This is a genomic window from Geobacter psychrophilus (genome assembly GCF_056821595.1).
In genome coordinates, this window is the sequence record NZ_JBXDTU010000004.1 from 530,971 (window position 1) to 545,197 (window position 14,227).

Here is a 14,227-nt window from a genome sequence, read left to right on the forward strand (position 1 = left end):
TGTGCTGCCGCGGGGTAACAAAAAAGTACCATTGCACAAAAACAGCAAATTAAAAGTACACCGTGCCGACATAAAGCATTTTGTATCCTTTTCATCTTCCTCTCCTTTCCAATCGGCAGCGCGAGTGCAGGCGGCTTTCAACGGTCAAATCCGGAATCAACGGAACGACGCGCCTTGAGTCGTACCGTGCAACGTATAAATATCGTAATACTCTTCCTTCTTTTTGTACGAATTCAGGATGTCACGGGCGGTTGAGTTGGCTGTTCGTTCCATCTCGCTGCAACTGTGCATCGGACGAAGACCTGAAAGTACGGTTTCGATTTCCTGCGCCGCTTTTATAGCAAAATCCTTGTGCCCGTCTTCATGGTTCTGGAGGGCCTTCGTATAGCTCTGCCAACGCTCCCTCAACTCCGGGCTCCCTTTGGCGGCGTTTTTCCATCGGGGCATGATGAACGTAACTTTTGCGGAAGTGCTGACATTATGCAGGCGACATCCCCCGGCAACCTGTTTCAATCCGAATCTGCAGCTTACTACCCACTTCGTGCGGGCATCTCCCTTGATTTGACCCTTGGCTCCGGGGCCGGCTTTATCCATCTGTGTTCTCAGGTCATGCGAACTAACTCCCGAAACAGGGTAGAACGTGTGCTTGATGGAAACTGACGGCTTGGCATGGGCAAAACCGGCCAAGCAGCAGAATAATACCAGCGCAATGAATAAACTTTCAATCCCTGTTCGGAGGCGGGAAATAGTATTGAACAAAAGCTCACCATCCTCTTCTGTAACCTAATCGAATTGACCGACCGGGTTGTCAACCCGGCCTGCCGTGCCGCTTGGCGCCTCTAAATTGTCATCATGCGATACTGCACAAAGAATTCATCCAGCTCCCTGATCCATCCCGCCTTGGTGCTTTCATCCGCAAAACTGGCCTGAAAACTGTTGCGGGCCAATTGGTAAGCCTCTTGCGCCCCTAGCTCAGGCTGTGCTGCAAAGGTTGCGGTGTAATTTTGGTTCAGGTAGCCACCGAAATAGGCCGGATCGTCGGAATTGATGGTTGCTGCAATGCCGGCTGCCAGCAGCTTGGCGATGTTGTGAGCGGAAAGGCTCGGGAACACGCACAGCTTAACATTGGAAAGGGGGCATACGGTCAATGGTACCTGTTGCTGGGCCAGCCGTGTAACCAGGGTGAGATCATCCAGGCAGTGCACGCCATGGTCGATCCGTTCCGCATTCAGAAGATCAAGGGCATGGATGATGTATTCGGCTGAACCCTCTTCACCGGCATGAGCCACCAGGCGCAGCCCCAGTTCCCGGCAGCGTGCAAAGACCCGGGCAAATTTCTCCGGCGGGTTTCCGCGCTCACCGCTGTCAAGGCCGACCCCAATGAACTTATCGCGGAACGGCAGGGCTTCCGCCAGGGTCATAAAAGCGTCCTCTTCACTCAGGTGGCGCAGAAAGCAGAGTATCAGGGAGGCGCTCAGTCCCAGTTCTTCACGGCCGCGACGGATTGCGCGATCCAGTCCGCTGATCACGGTTTCAAATTGAATCCCTCTGGTTGTATGTGTCTGCGGATCAAAGAAAATTTCTGCATGTCGTACATTCTCGGCTTTGGCACGCTTCAGGTAGGCCCAGGTCATGTCGAAGAAGTCCGCTTCTGTCTGCAGCACGCCGGCTCCGGCATAGTAAATGTCCAGAAAGCTCTGCAGGTTTGTAAAGGCATAGGCCGCCCGCAGTTCATCTATGGTCTGGTAAGGGAGTTGAATCCGGTTCCTGGTTGCCAGTTCGAAAATCAGTTCCGGCTCCAGTGATCCTTCGATGTGAATATGCAGCTCTGCTTTCGGCATGCGGCAGAGGATATCCTGCAGCTCTTTACGTGGAATAGAGTCGAAATTCATAGTGACGTCACTCCTGATTTCATTGAAATCGCGACGGGGTGCCTAAAATCTCTGGATTAGCGACTAACGGTTAAGGGTTGTGCAGAGCCGCGTCGTTTGCGGCATCCGACACCACACCCATGTTATTCGACGATTATTGCAGGCTATGAGTCAGATGGCTCTTTGCGCCGTATATTCTCTGGAATGAACCAGAAAAAGAATAGTGTTTCAAAGACCATTCTCAACTTTTGACCAACTGAAAATTCTGCGTAGTTTTCCTCATCAGTAACTTGGCGTTCAAGTAGATCGGTAATGATTTCCCTTGCTCTGTTTGCATCCGCAGGAGAAACCATAATGGTTTTTTTATTGAAGAGATCAATTTGCGGGCCGACTTGCATAGACCCGAAGTGATCGTTGTGAATGAAGTAATTGATGCTTTCGGTATCAAAGACACCGCGAATCATCGAAAGCTCAAACTCATCATTGGGAGAATAAATTTTTATCATTTTTTTTCACTTACAACGGTCTGAGTGTCTGTTTTGCTGGATTCAGCCTTTGCCTCATTATTGATAGTGATCCCACCATAAATCCAAAACGCAATCTCCAGTATGAAACCAAGTAGCGGCATCCAATAATAACCGGCTAGCATTCCGACACAGAGTAGCAATAGTACCAATGCATGAAATGCACTTTTAGTTTTCTTTGAGTTTTCCATAGAATTAATTCCGTAACTCGAAAATCACCGGAATCCGGTCATCTACCCATCAAAGCTTCAATTCAATGTTTTCATCACGTACAACATTTACATATCTCACTGATTTTGAAAGGAGCTGAATACCGGATAACTTCCCATGTGACCTGTTGACCGGTTTTCCGGCCAACATCCCGCCGTCTTCTCCTGAACATTTACATTGAACAAATCGAGGCATCTGCAAGAGGAGTCTGTTTAAGGATTTTCATCAAGGCGGACTATAGTACTGTTTATATGGAGTGTCAAAGGAGATCAGGCGGGGGAAGCTAGTCAAACAACGAGGCCAGAAGAATTATCTTCTAGCTCTTGTTGTTCAGTCATTCAATAGCAAATAAAATGCATCGTTCTCACATTTATATATCTGCCGCTACCGTCAAAATGTTTTCGCAGGCATCCGTACATTACGCCTGAGCCATCTGGTAGATGGCAGCTACCGCATGGCTGCGGTAATAATGGCTGATGCGCCGTAATCCGTGAGGATTTAACAGCGTATCAAGTTCCTCGTGGGTCAGGGTTTTGGAGCACTCGCCACACGAGAAATAGTCAGCACAGGCTGTGTCACATCTCTCCTGCGGATTGGGACAGCGCACCTCCATCAGCAGGTACCCGCCAGGCTTCAGGTTTGCTACGGCGTTATCCAGGTAGACATGCCGCTCTGCGCTGTTCATGATGATGTTGAAGACGTAGGTTGACAGCACCAGATCCACGTTCAGCTTGCTCTGGGGCAGCTCATTGGTGGCCAGCAGGCGCTCGACATGCATCAGGGCCGGACAATTGCGCAGCTTTTCGACCTGATCCGGAAGATCTGCGGCATAGACACTAAAGCCTTCCTGCGCCAGATAGACCGCGTTACGCATGGTGCCGGTTCCGTAATCAAGGACGTCCATGGCCTGCTGCTTTTTGAAAAAACGGCTGTAACGCCGGACACTTTCTGCTACTGCAACCATAGCAACCCCCTTCTACATATATTACCTATTCTTTTTATAGATTATGTATAGTCACACTAAATCTGTCAAGTAAAATTCGCTACAGCGTTTATCTGAATCGTTACGGCAGGTTTCATTCGTTATATCAATTGGACAGCGCTGTCGAATTAGATTAGGGTAGCGACCATGGGCACATAGCTTAGCTGGTAGAGCAGCCGACTCTTAATCGGCAGGTCGTTGGTTCGATCCCAACTGTGCCCACCATTTCCACTCCTCATCTCCCGCTGCATCAATCACATGAGCGCCATCACCCCCCACGGACGTCTTCATTAAATAGCCGCCCCATCTGTCACCAGGCCGTTTTCCAGTGCATACAGCCGGTCTGCCCATTCTTGTGCCCATATCCTCAGCTGCTTCTGGGACAATGGCCTGGGCTGCTGCTTGACCGTCAACCTGCTCGCTTCATCCACAATCTGGTTTGCCAGCCGCCGGTAAAAGTAGGATTGGTTCGATAAGGGCGACGCCTCTATAACCGTCTTGCCGTAAAGCTCGCACTGACGAACCATCAGCGATCGGGGTATCCTGCCCAGGGTATGGGTGCCGGTATGCTGGGCAAAGTCGGAAATGAACGACTCTTCGAATGAGCTGAGGATGCCGTTGGGCAGCAGACCGCCAAAGGGTACCGGTACATGATTGTCGGCAAAGCGTTCCAACTGCTCAACAATCGAGTTGACGGCCGTAAGTGACATGAAATCGGCCGTAGTAACAGCAAAGACCCGGTGCAGGTCAACCTTTTCACATAAGGTTTGCAGTACCGCGCTGGTCTGGTCTCCCGAAATATCGTAGAGCACAAAATCAGGATTCAGCGCCGATATCAAGTCATGCTTCAGGAGCAGATCAAGCCCCTGCCCCGCCCAGGATGCGCCCTGTTCACCCTGCGGTCGGCCCAGTTCAATGCAGTAGATATCCTTGAAACCGCGGCGTACAACCGAATCGAAGGTTATGGGATTGCATTTTTCCTGCTGCTCCCAGACCGAAGGGATCGGAAAGCCGCCGTTGAGGATGGCGCAGGAGTCACCTTTCTGGCTGAAGCCGATCTGCAGGATGCGGAATCCGGACTCAACGAGGGCGGCGCTGATATTGGAAATAAGGGTCGATGTGCCGACACCACCCTTGCCGAAAAATGCCAAATGATCTGCCATGATGCCCTCTTGCTGACAATTCCCACCACTGATACACAGTAATAAAAAAGGCCGGAGACTATTTTTCAATAGTCTCCGGCCTCCGGTTTTCCGGTCAGCACGGTTTGTTAACTCACTATTTCAATTACATTAAATACCGCAGCCGTCAATATGTCCCGCCCTGTTCAGGCGAATCTTCTCACTCTTGTCTACTTGTATGACCCGGCCATCCTGGACCACCAGGGAAACTGTCCCGAAACGGATCGATGCCAGCGCTTCCCGCACCAATCGTTCCAGCTCCCGGCTCCAGATGTCGGAACTGGGGGATGACATCAGATCCCTTCGAATAGTGCCGTGGAAAGATAGCGCTCGGCTCCGTCAGGCAGTATCACTACAATCGTCTTGCCGGCAAATTCATCCAGCTTGGCAAGTCGGACTGCAGCGGCTACTGCGGCTCCGCAGGAGATGCCCACCAGCAGCCCCTCTTCCTTGGCCAGACGCTTGGCAAACTCAAGGGCTTCATCGCTGGAGACCTGCTCGACCCGGTCCACTATGGAGAGGTCGAGGGTGTCGGGGATAAAGCCGGCGCCGATGCCCTGGATCTTGTGCGGGGCCGGTTTGATCTCCTGACCGGCCAGCTTCTGGCTGATGACCGGGCTTTCTTTCGGTTCGACCGCGACCGAGATGATCTTTTTGCCCTTGGTGTTCTTGATGTAGCGCGAGATGCCGGTGATGGTGCCGCCGGTTCCGACGCCGGACACCAGGACATCGATCCCGCCGTCGGTGTCATTCCAGATCTCGGGACCGGTGGTCTTTTCATGGATTTCCGGGTTGGCCGGGTTCTTGAACTGCTGCGGCAGGAAGTATTTCTCCGGTTCGGCGGCGGCGATCTCTTCAGCCCGGTTGATGGCGCCCTTCATACCTTCGGCGCCGGGGGTCAGGATCAGGTTGGCACCCAGGGCGGCCAGCACACGACGACGCTCGATGCTCATGGTCTCGGGCATGGTCAGGGTCAGCTTGTAGCCGCGGGCGGCAGCCACGTACGCCAGGGCGATGCCGGTGTTGCCGGAGGTCGGCTCGATGATCTCGACACCCGCTTTGAGCACCCCACGCTTCTCGGCATCCCAGATCATGTTGGCCCCGATGCGGCATTTGACCGAATAGGCCGGGTTGCGGGCCTCGATTTTGGCTAGGACGGTGGCCTTGGCGCCATCGGTAATGTGGTTGAGTTTGATAAGCGGGGTATTGCCGATGGACTGGGAATTGTCTGCGTAGATTTTGCTCATGTTATTCTCCTTTCGATAGGCCGCAGTATTTTCTATAGAACTAGTAGACATGTGTGGCAAAAAAATTAAATGCTGTAATCTACCACTTTTTCGCGCTTGCTTCGCTCAACTTCACTTCGTTCAACCATATCTGCCAATGTAAGACCGTCGAGTACATTTGAAAGTGCAACGTTAACATCTGCCATGGTTAACCGGATTCCACAGGTCACTTCATCCTGGCATTCTTCGCAGTGGGCATAATTGGTTGTGCTCAGGCATTGTACCGGGGCAAGGTCACCTTCCAGAATCCGAACAACAGCACCGATTGTTATCCTGTTGGGAGGCAGCGCCAGAGAATACCCGCCCCCTTTTCCCACCCTGCTGAGCAGAATGCCGCCTTTTCGCAGCGACAGGAGAATGAACTCCAGGAACTTTTTCGGTATGTTCTCATCCCGGGCAAGATCGGAAATCAGGATCGGTTGACCGCTTGGCTGACCTGCCAGATGTATGAGAGCCTTAAAGGCATATATAGTTTTCTTGGATAGCATATCTATTAAAAATATAGATAAAGCAAATTATTAAACCTGTCAAGATTTTTTTTCCAGGTACATGTCGGCGTTGTTTCACAATGACCCTGGGTAACACCATCGTACGCTCAGCAGCGAAACAACTCCTGTCTTTTAAAACTGAACGGCAATTACGCGGTTCCTGCCGGTCGCTTTTGCCCGGTACAGGCATTCATCTGCCTTGCCAAGTATAACATCCATCGACATTTCATCGATCAGACTGGTATTCTCGATGGTAATGGCGCCAAAACTTACCGTTACATCAACAGCTCCCTCTTGAACCATGACTGGTGTGGCGGCGATAAGTTTTCTGAAGCGTTCGGCAACAATCAGGCAGCCGGCCGGAGGGGTCTCGGGCAGGACAATCACAAATTCCTCACCGCCATAACGTGCCACCCAGTCGTTTTCATTGCGGATTGACCGGTTGATTCGGGTGACAAACTCCCGCAGGACCTGATCACCGGCCTGATGACCATAGCGATCATTGACAGCCTTGAAATGGTCAATGTCACACATGATGATCGATAGCGGGTGGCCATATCGCCAGCTTCTCTGGATCTCTTTGGACAGCTGCCGGTCAAGATAACCGCGATTGTAGGCACCGGTCAGTTGATCATGCAGGGCCAGCTGTTTCAAGGATGTTTCAAGATCAAGGAAGCGACGGGCCGCCTTCAATCGTGCTGCCAGTTCGACCGTATGGACCGGCTTGACCAGATACTCGTCTGCCCCGGCATCAAGACCGGCAACCAGCTCGTCCTTTTTATCCAGTGATGTCAGCAGAATAATAAATACATAATGTTCCGAGGGCATGCTGCGCATGGCGCGGCAGAATTCGATACCGTCCATTTCAGGCATGACCCAGTCTGTAATAATGATCGAAAAATGTTCCTTCTGGCAAAGTTCAAACGCCGCGCGCCCATTACCCGCAAGCACCACACTGTACCCGAGAAGCTCAAGAGCGTCTTTGAGGATGGTTTGAGCAAAGAGATCGTCTTCGACCACGAGAATTTTCATATTGAATGGGTTCACACGTACCTTTCAATTGAGCCAACGGATGCCGACCACCTTTGGCATCAATGCAGCTACATTTGTCATAGAGACAACACAACGCTATCTAGCATCCAAGCCTTCGATTCACAACAAAATAGTATACTCGTACAGACAATAATTAAACAGACTGTAATTTCCTGTTCCAGGTGCTATACTTTAATCAGCTGGAAGAGGTACAAATCGATTCACAAGGAGGCTTGCATTATATGGAAGACACTCCGCCTGGCCTGTTACTCAAATAAAATGCAACACACATCCGATTGACGTAATGGATCGGATACATGCCTGAAAAGGAATCAAAGACTCAATAAAATAGAAGCCCACCGAAATTTTGGTGGGCTTTTCATTTTTCACTTCCGCGCATCAGCAATCAAACCTCCTGACAGCTCAGGCCTGTTATCGAACATCCCGGTCTATCGACTGATGGGCCTTTCTGCCATGAACACGCTCATAGGCCTTGCAAAAGGGGCAGATGCTTGCCTCAACGTTCTTGACTATAGCAAAGGCTAATCCCTGCTGGCTTTGCCGGGCGTGGCGACAAACCGGGCACAATTCGCAAATCCGGGCCAGTGAACGATCCAATGATGTGACAATCCGCTTGTTCATGATTGCATCCTTTTTCCACCCCGCTTACCTTGCACGGGAACGGTACCAACTATGCTGCTAAAACCATTCGGGTCATATCTCAATATCACCCTCGCGCTTTACCATTGACGACAGACGCGTTTTGTTATAAAAATACCGCTTGCGAATGTTTAGCCGTTGTGGCTCAGGGGTAGAGCAGCTCACTCGTAATGAGCAGGTCGTCGGTTCGATTCCGACCAACGGCTCCATAAAACAGTTAGTTACGCAAGCAGTACAACTCATTATTATCATAAAATTACACCGAATTACACACAAAAAAAGCCGGTGAACCTCAGGAGGGCGAGACTCACCGGCAATGGGCACCACGGCCCGCAATTACCACGTATATCGTAAATTCACAAACGCTCCCGCTGCCAGCTCACCGCCAACCGTGCCAGCTCCACCAGCAGCTCCGATGTTGACCCCGCCGATCCGCAGTACATCCTGGCTAACATACATCAGCGCAGCGTCCCCTTTGGTAGTCACCCCGGCCATGGCACCGATTGAGGTCTTACCGCCAAACCCGAATAATGGGCGCGGTTCCTCTTTGGTGATGATCTCGGTTTTGCCGGTCTCAATGTTGGTGACAGCCGCGATGGTGTAACCGCCTTCACTCGGTTTTACTTTTCCATGTCCGACCAGCTCCAGCTTCGGATCAGATAGGATGATCTCCGGTATGTTCATCTTCTTGACGGCGGTCTCTTTATCGTACGCCTGCAGCTTGACCGGTGGCGTGGTATGCGTGGGCGCGTTTGCCATGCCTTTGGCCGGTTCTGTGCCGGTCCAGATACCCGTGACAGGTGCATGATAGAAAAACGTCTTATAGACGAATAGGCACCCGGCCAGCACCAGAATGCCCAGGCCGATATACATGGCGGTGCGCTTGCCTTTTTCAGGGATTACCGGCAGATTGATTTGCATCAGGCGACCCTTTCGTCTCTATCGTGGTGGTGGTGGCGGTGCTGGACGATGTTCCCTTTTCCTTGTAGGCGGTGATCCCCTTGCCGATGAACGAACCGGTTACCAGGGTGCCCACAATGATCTCCACGAAGGTCTCAAACGAAGGCGGGACCACCGGCAGGGATAATGACATTTTGAACAACGGACCTATCACCACGGCCACGACAAGCAGCATTACAGTCGTCAGGAACAGGAACAACATTACCCTGTTGTTTGATGGCTCCCCGTTCTCCGACATCTGGCGCCTGATAAATTCGGTAAATTTCATACTCCCTCCTGTCTGCAGATATCCAAAATGTTATTGTAACGCCGTTCGCAGTCGGCCCAATGCTCCCGGCCGTACTTGGTATGCTCCAGCTTGAAATGCTGCACATCCTGGTGAATGATCGGGCGCTTGGTGTCGATCTCGTTGAAATAGGCGGCGATGCCCTCCCCTTCGGATCCGTACTGGTTGACGTAATCAGCCACACACAGGATGGCGGCGGTCTCTACCATGATAATGCCGCGGGCGATATTAAACTCCATGGCCTTGTTGATGCAATAGGATAGCTGGGCCTGGTCGTACTGCTCAATTATGCTGGCATGGGCAATCAGGCGGGCTGCGAATGGTTTGACATCAACAGTTTGATTAACGATTTTTTTAATTTCGCCATCGTTGAAGCCGCAATCCACCAAACAGTTGATGGCCTGGCCGTTGTGCTTTGTGTCGAACTGGCATAGGCCGAACGACCAGCCGCTGCGCCCGCTGGCACCGTCCGGGTCGGAGAAGCGCAGGGCGGCGCTCTTGTTGCCGCTCAGTTCGTTTTGGAGGATGACCAGGTAGAACAGTTCGTTGATGGTTTTCATTCATTCTTCTCCTTGCAATACCTGCAGGTAAAGTCAGAGTAGGTACATTTCGCGCCGGTTATCGGGCAATAGCGTTCTGTTTTCATTTGGGTGCCTTTCGGATCACGATGCCGTTCTGATCCAGATAGGTGTGACGGGCCTCGATATCCTTAAGCCGCTGTTCGTGGTTCTGGACCTTCTCATCCATGCGGGCAACAACAACATCGTTTTTACCCAGCAGAGTCTCCACATTGCTGAGTTTCGCCAGGATCAGGGAGCACATGCCGCCCACGATCAGGATGGCAATCGACATAAGCACCGAACCGACCTTGAACCAACCGGATTGCTTACTCAGTTCCTTGTCCATTTCATCCATCCGTTTCTCATGTTCCTTGCAGTCCTTATCCTCCTGCCTGCGATCCTCTACCCGCTCATGCTCGTATCCGTTTGGCACCTGTCACCTCCCTATTTAAAACATGACCAGATTTTTGTATTTATTCCCCACCGACCACCCAGCCTTTTGCCGTTAATCCCACTATTGCTGAAGTACTTAAAGCGGTGCGGCCTGGATTGCTGGGCCAAAAGAAATAAGCATTAGTTACTTGACCGCTCATGCTGTTCAAGTTAATACACCACGCATCGATGACACCCGCAGGGACAGATGGGTTAGTTGCCAGTAAGACACTTCGTAGGTTGTTACAACCATAGATCGAAGCATAAGCCAGGCCTGTATTGAACAATCCGAGGTATGACAGGTTAGGCGCACTGCTTAGGCCCATAACATTGGTTACATTTTGTCCTTGATCGCAACTGAATCTAGTCAATGCGGATGCCGGTGATACGGTTACATAATTGTGTCGGTGAGCCACGCTGCCAAAAGAATGATTTCTGGAATCTGTATATGCGCCGGTACTGGTATATGTATCATCAGCAGAGCCATCCCCCCAATGCCACGTTATAGTAGCCGCGCCATTCACATCAACCCGCATAATTGCACCAGAGCCATCGGTTTCAAAAACAATCTTGGTTGCCGAATATGTCCTCACTGTATTTGATGCAGCAGAAGCAGCACCTGTGCCTATTGAGTTTGTGGCGGTTACAGTAAATGTATAGTCGGTATCGTTTGTTAAATCAGAAATAACAATCGGGGACGAAGTCCCTGATACCGCTATACCAGAAGGGCTGGGGGTTACTGTGTAACTGGTGATGGGACTACCGCCGTTTGCAGGTTCAGTAAAATCAATAATAACTGAACCACCGCCAGCGTTACCCGCCATAAGTATAGTAGGAGCAGACGGAGCGGTTACGGATGCTACTGTGGAATTTCTGGTTACTGACCATCCTCGCCCTGTTAGAGTTGTGGCATGTGCCTCCCCCGTAGATGTTGGCCCTGAATTTGTGCCGCCAACATTTATTGTGCCGTTTGTCCTTGCATTAGCAACCAGTTGCCCCAGTAGGTTATCTACCGCAACAGCACCCATCAAATTGTTATTCACATTGAGATTTGTTAGCTGGACACATCCGGTCACATCTATAGAGGTCAGTTCATTGTCGCTCAAATCAATCAGCCCGCTATTACCGAGATTTTGCAAAGCACCCCTGAAATCAGCAGATGTATAATGATTTCCTGCTGCCAATATCTCTATGTTGCGGGTAATACTGGTCGAGGGTACTCTAAACATTCCCGTTTGGTTGTCATTCCATATCCAAAACTCACTGACAACCGGCCACTGAGTACAATCAGCGAACATATTCTGGTACGACATCTGCCCATTATTGGGAATACAAATATGCCACTGGTTCATGCCAACCGATCCCCAGTTTATTGTAGGAAATCTATTGCTTGCACCTCGCAAATCCTGGAGATTTGGAGATGTAGATAAATCGAGAGCCAATAGATCACACTGTTCGAAACACGCTCTTATCAGTTGCGGAGTATTGGTCAATATTGCGACCTGCAGATTGGTACAAAGATAACATTCGATGGTGTGCAGTTTTGTGCAATTACTAAAATCTAGTGATATGAGATTTACGTTATTACCAGCCAAAAAATATAACAGTGAGGAAGAAACCTCAGAAATTCCGGTCACAGCCGTAACATTCTGCTGTGCCAACATCGTAAATTCAGTCGATCCGCCGTCACCAGCATCGTAACCTATGTTTATTCCTGTTACTGCACTCCAGGGAGTAACAAGCAGGGTGTTTACTCGGCTTGCCGCAGAGCCATAGTTTTTTGACGGGGTTGCAGATGTTGATGTAGTTCCGTCTGCAAAAGTCCACAGAATTACAGGAGTCCCTATAACGGTTATAATCGGGGCAAATGTTGATCCCTCTGAAGTGAACGTCATTGATCCTGATGGTGTCACAGCATTTGATGCAGCTGACGCTGCACCTGTACCGTGTGAGTTTGTAGCGGTTACTGTGAATGTGTAAGGGGTGCCATTGGTCAATCCAAATACGGTCAATGGGCTTGCCACACCTGTGGCGATAAAATTACCTGGGCTTGACGTGACAGTGTAATGATCGATAGTTGCGCCACCGTTATCTGCTGGGGGAGTGAATGGGACCTGTGCTGAACCAGTGCCAAGTATAGCAGTACCGATTGTTGGGGCTGCAGGTACAGTAATTGGTGTGCAGGGTATTGTGGGTTGTGACGCTGGACCTGTACCTATGGCGTTGGTCGCAGTGACCGTGAATGTGTAGGCCGTGCCATTGGTCAGACCTGTAACGACATGGCTCAATCCGGTAGACCCGGCATTGGAATCGACTCCACCGGCAGGGCTGGAGATTACCGTGTAGCCGGTGATCGCGCTGCCGCCGTTAGAGGCCGGAGCAGAAAACGACACTACAGCGCTACAGTTACCAGCTGTGGCCACAACAAAAACAGGCTGAGTGGGGACCGTTGCGGCTCCGTTCGCCATAGAATCAAGGACATACTGAGCGATATCCGCGGGAGTGGTTTTCGTTGCCAGGGTATTGCCGACACGGCCAATAGGAATGCAGTCAGTATCCTGTAACGCCCCTATATTGGTAACGGCTGGATCATTGAGTCTAGGCATAGGTCATCTCCTGATTATTGTCGAAAAGCATGGGGGTATTGTCTGAGAATCCCAGGCTGCTGGTGGATGAAAGATTGAACCCTCTGACGGTAAAGGCCGGAGTGATCACAACCTGCCGCACAAAGCTGGCAGCGTAGGGCGGGGTCAGATTGCCGGGGGTTATGACGGTTGTACGGCGGGTGACGACTATGGCGCTCACTGGACCACCCCCGGCGGGGTCAGGATGCCCCCCTGCAGTTCCGGCTGGTGGATGCCCTGAGGGTTGGTAATCCTGATCCCCCACACATGCCCTACGCTCGGATACACAGCCAGCAGGGCGGTGTTTGCGGAAACGAAATCAGTTTCGATCTCACCTTCCAGCGGGTTGGGGATCGAGCAGGTAAATGTAGTGATCAATTTGCCGGACAAATCTCGGACACAGCCGACAGCCGTGCAGCCGGTCAGGTTGGCCGGTGTCCCGGTATCCAGGTCGATCAGAGATACCGTGTCGCGGTAGGGGTAACCGGGTGTGATCAGTAATACGCACTGATGCATGATGTTGCCGTATATGTTGGACATGGTTGCTCCTTACCAGGTTGTCAGGGCGGTTCGTTTCCACGTATTGGTTGCGGTGCAAACATAGATATAATCAGCGGTGTATCTGATTTCGCCCAACACGCCGGCGGCTGTTGCAGATGCAGGAGGTGTGTTCAGAGCGCCCACTCTAAAAGCGAATGCCGCTATGATTGATTGTGTTGCGTCGACAAGCATATTTCCGACAGTAATTGTTGACGTATTTCTGTCGATTTCAAAAAGCAGTCCCTGTCTATCTTCAGTCGGCAGGAAGTTATCGTCGTTGACGATAAAGGATCCACCACTATTCAAAGCAATTGAGGCAGAATCATTTATCATCGTAGCGCCCAAGATGCCGGATACCCCATAAAACAACGGAAGCCACGCCGTATTTGCCGCGTTACGCTGTTTCAGCACCGGATTCGTCAGCGAGGTATCCACCCAGAACTGGAAGGCATAGGGTGTTGCGGGGGGTGTTGTGCCACTGTTATTGCTGGCCAGCGCCTGCAGTGCGGCGTTAACCGCGGCGCGAAAATCTGGGCCGCCGGGGGCGTCTGCATGGGTTATTTCAAAATCTACTTGGCTCATGACGGTCTC

The 14,227-nt window shown here is 51.1% G+C and carries 19 protein-coding genes and 2 tRNA genes; 2 read left to right on the forward strand and 19 right to left on the reverse strand.

Annotation, left to right across the window (positions count from 1 at the left end; genetic code table 11):
* Positions 1-156: 156 nt before the first annotated feature.
* The 5 genes from ACOCF6_RS04680 to ACOCF6_RS04700 form a co-directional block, all read right to left on the reverse strand.
* Positions 157-759, reverse strand: coding sequence for a DUF922 domain-containing protein (locus ACOCF6_RS04680; RefSeq protein ID WP_482459231.1), 603 nt, complete (start codon positions 757-759; stop codon positions 157-159).
* A gap of 80 nt (positions 760-839) precedes the next feature.
* A complete protein-coding gene (locus tag ACOCF6_RS04685; RefSeq protein ID WP_482459232.1) occupies positions 840-1,892 on the reverse strand; it encodes an adenosine deaminase in 1,053 nt (350 codons plus the stop codon).
* A gap of 143 nt (positions 1,893-2,035) precedes the next feature.
* Entirely contained in the window at positions 2,036-2,377 is a 342-nt protein-coding gene (locus tag ACOCF6_RS04690) for a putative signal transducing protein (RefSeq protein WP_482459233.1), read from the reverse strand.
* On the reverse strand, positions 2,374-2,586 hold the full coding sequence (locus ACOCF6_RS04695; protein ID WP_482459234.1) for a hypothetical protein: 213 nt from the start codon (positions 2,584-2,586) through the stop codon (positions 2,374-2,376). The genes ACOCF6_RS04690 and ACOCF6_RS04695 overlap by 4 nt, the downstream gene beginning before the upstream one ends.
* Before the next feature lie 437 nt (positions 2,587-3,023).
* The gene (locus ACOCF6_RS04700; protein WP_482459235.1) at positions 3,024-3,569 is read right to left on the reverse strand and encodes a class I SAM-dependent methyltransferase; all 546 of its coding nucleotides are present in this window, start codon (positions 3,567-3,569) and stop codon (positions 3,024-3,026) included.
* A 167-nt stretch (positions 3,570-3,736) separates the two neighbouring features.
* Here ACOCF6_RS04700 and ACOCF6_RS04705 point away from each other — a divergent pair.
* Positions 3,737-3,812: transfer RNA gene (locus ACOCF6_RS04705), tRNA-Lys, on the forward strand.
* 65 nt (positions 3,813-3,877) lie between these two features.
* Here the strand turns inward: ACOCF6_RS04705 and ACOCF6_RS04710 are convergent.
* From ACOCF6_RS04710 to ACOCF6_RS04735, 6 genes are all read right to left on the reverse strand, one after another.
* A complete protein-coding gene (locus tag ACOCF6_RS04710; protein ID WP_482459236.1) occupies positions 3,878-4,750 on the reverse strand; it encodes a P-loop NTPase family protein in 873 nt (290 codons plus the stop codon).
* 129 nt (positions 4,751-4,879) lie between these two features.
* On the reverse strand, positions 4,880-5,062 hold the full coding sequence (locus ACOCF6_RS04715) for a YezD family protein (RefSeq protein ID WP_482459237.1): 183 nt from the start codon (positions 5,060-5,062) through the stop codon (positions 4,880-4,882).
* A complete protein-coding gene (cysK, locus tag ACOCF6_RS04720; protein WP_482459238.1) occupies positions 5,062-6,015 on the reverse strand; it encodes a cysteine synthase A in 954 nt (317 codons plus the stop codon). Before cysK ends, ACOCF6_RS04715 begins: the two co-directional genes overlap by 1 nt.
* 65 nt (positions 6,016-6,080) lie before the next feature.
* On the reverse strand, positions 6,081-6,542 hold the full coding sequence (locus ACOCF6_RS04725) for an RrF2 family transcriptional regulator (protein ID WP_482459239.1): 462 nt from the start codon (positions 6,540-6,542) through the stop codon (positions 6,081-6,083).
* A 132-nt stretch (positions 6,543-6,674) separates the two neighbouring features.
* Positions 6,675-7,574 (reverse strand): diguanylate cyclase, encoded by a 900-nt coding sequence (locus tag ACOCF6_RS04730; RefSeq protein ID WP_482459240.1) that lies wholly within the window; start codon positions 7,572-7,574, stop codon positions 6,675-6,677.
* Positions 7,575-8,006: 432 nt separating this feature from the next.
* Positions 8,007-8,216: a hypothetical protein gene (locus tag ACOCF6_RS04735; RefSeq protein ID WP_482459241.1), complete on the reverse strand. Its 210-nt coding sequence runs from the start codon at positions 8,214-8,216 to the stop codon at positions 8,007-8,009.
* A gap of 152 nt (positions 8,217-8,368) precedes the next feature.
* Between ACOCF6_RS04735 and ACOCF6_RS04740 the strand changes: the two genes are divergently transcribed.
* A tRNA-Thr gene (locus tag ACOCF6_RS04740) sits at positions 8,369-8,443 on the forward strand.
* A 127-nt stretch (positions 8,444-8,570) separates the two neighbouring features.
* On the opposite strand, the gene ACOCF6_RS04745 is transcribed toward ACOCF6_RS04740, so the two are convergent.
* From ACOCF6_RS04745 to ACOCF6_RS04780, 8 genes are all read right to left on the reverse strand, one after another.
* On the reverse strand, positions 8,571-9,155 hold the full coding sequence (locus ACOCF6_RS04745; protein WP_482459242.1) for a hypothetical protein: 585 nt from the start codon (positions 9,153-9,155) through the stop codon (positions 8,571-8,573).
* On the reverse strand, positions 9,127-9,462 hold the full coding sequence (locus ACOCF6_RS04750) for a hypothetical protein (protein ID WP_482459243.1): 336 nt from the start codon (positions 9,460-9,462) through the stop codon (positions 9,127-9,129). The genes ACOCF6_RS04745 and ACOCF6_RS04750 overlap by 29 nt, the downstream gene beginning before the upstream one ends.
* Positions 9,459-10,040 (reverse strand): hypothetical protein, encoded by a 582-nt coding sequence (locus tag ACOCF6_RS04755; protein WP_482459244.1) that lies wholly within the window; start codon positions 10,038-10,040, stop codon positions 9,459-9,461. The genes ACOCF6_RS04750 and ACOCF6_RS04755 overlap by 4 nt, the downstream gene beginning before the upstream one ends.
* Before the next feature lie 82 nt (positions 10,041-10,122).
* The gene (locus ACOCF6_RS04760) at positions 10,123-10,473 is read right to left on the reverse strand and encodes a hypothetical protein (protein ID WP_482459245.1); all 351 of its coding nucleotides are present in this window, start codon (positions 10,471-10,473) and stop codon (positions 10,123-10,125) included.
* 40 nt (positions 10,474-10,513) lie between these two features.
* Entirely contained in the window at positions 10,514-13,078 is a 2,565-nt protein-coding gene (locus ACOCF6_RS04765; protein ID WP_482459246.1) for a fibronectin type III domain-containing protein, read from the reverse strand.
* The gene (locus tag ACOCF6_RS04770) at positions 13,071-13,277 is read right to left on the reverse strand and encodes a hypothetical protein (RefSeq protein ID WP_482459247.1); all 207 of its coding nucleotides are present in this window, start codon (positions 13,275-13,277) and stop codon (positions 13,071-13,073) included. Before ACOCF6_RS04770 ends, ACOCF6_RS04765 begins: the two co-directional genes overlap by 8 nt.
* Positions 13,274-13,636: a hypothetical protein gene (locus ACOCF6_RS04775; RefSeq protein WP_482459248.1), complete on the reverse strand. Its 363-nt coding sequence runs from the start codon at positions 13,634-13,636 to the stop codon at positions 13,274-13,276. Before ACOCF6_RS04775 ends, ACOCF6_RS04770 begins: the two co-directional genes overlap by 4 nt.
* A 9-nt stretch (positions 13,637-13,645) precedes the next feature.
* Positions 13,646-14,218, reverse strand: coding sequence for a hypothetical protein (locus ACOCF6_RS04780; RefSeq protein WP_482459249.1), 573 nt, complete (start codon positions 14,216-14,218; stop codon positions 13,646-13,648).
* Positions 14,219-14,227: the final 9 nt, after the last annotated feature.

Coding starts and splice junctions, on each gene's coding strand:
- ACOCF6_RS04735 (WP_482459241.1), bottom strand. CDS start 8,216: ATGAACAAGCGGATTGTCACATCATTGGATCGTTCACTGGCCCGGATT.
- ACOCF6_RS04730 (WP_482459240.1), bottom strand. CDS start 7,574: ATGAAAATTCTCGTGGTCGAAGACGATCTCTTTGCTCAAACCATCCTC.
- ACOCF6_RS04775 (WP_482459248.1), bottom strand. CDS start 13,636: ATGTCCAACATATACGGCAACATCATGCATCAGTGCGTATTACTGATC.
- ACOCF6_RS04710 (WP_482459236.1), bottom strand. CDS start 4,750: ATGGCAGATCATTTGGCATTTTTCGGCAAGGGTGGTGTCGGCACATCG.
- ACOCF6_RS04780 (WP_482459249.1), bottom strand. CDS start 14,218: ATGAGCCAAGTAGATTTTGAAATAACCCATGCAGACGCCCCCGGCGGC.
- ACOCF6_RS04725 (WP_482459239.1), bottom strand. CDS start 6,542: ATGCTATCCAAGAAAACTATATATGCCTTTAAGGCTCTCATACATCTG.
- ACOCF6_RS04750 (WP_482459243.1), bottom strand. CDS start 9,462: ATGAAATTTACCGAATTTATCAGGCGCCAGATGTCGGAGAACGGGGAG.
- ACOCF6_RS04700 (WP_482459235.1), bottom strand. CDS start 3,569: ATGGTTGCAGTAGCAGAAAGTGTCCGGCGTTACAGCCGTTTTTTCAAA.
- ACOCF6_RS04690 (WP_482459233.1), bottom strand. CDS start 2,377: ATGATAAAAATTTATTCTCCCAATGATGAGTTTGAGCTTTCGATGATT.
- ACOCF6_RS04715 (WP_482459237.1), bottom strand. CDS start 5,062: ATGTCATCCCCCAGTTCCGACATCTGGAGCCGGGAGCTGGAACGATTG.
- ACOCF6_RS04755 (WP_482459244.1), bottom strand. CDS start 10,040: ATGAAAACCATCAACGAACTGTTCTACCTGGTCATCCTCCAAAACGAA.
- ACOCF6_RS04685 (WP_482459232.1), bottom strand. CDS start 1,892: ATGAATTTCGACTCTATTCCACGTAAAGAGCTGCAGGATATCCTCTGC.
- ACOCF6_RS04745 (WP_482459242.1), bottom strand. CDS start 9,155: ATGCAAATCAATCTGCCGGTAATCCCTGAAAAAGGCAAGCGCACCGCC.
- cysK (WP_482459238.1), bottom strand. CDS start 6,015: ATGAGCAAAATCTACGCAGACAATTCCCAGTCCATCGGCAATACCCCG.
- ACOCF6_RS04695 (WP_482459234.1), bottom strand. CDS start 2,586: ATGGAAAACTCAAAGAAAACTAAAAGTGCATTTCATGCATTGGTACTA.
- ACOCF6_RS04765 (WP_482459246.1), bottom strand. CDS start 13,078: ATGCCTAGACTCAATGATCCAGCCGTTACCAATATAGGGGCGTTACAG.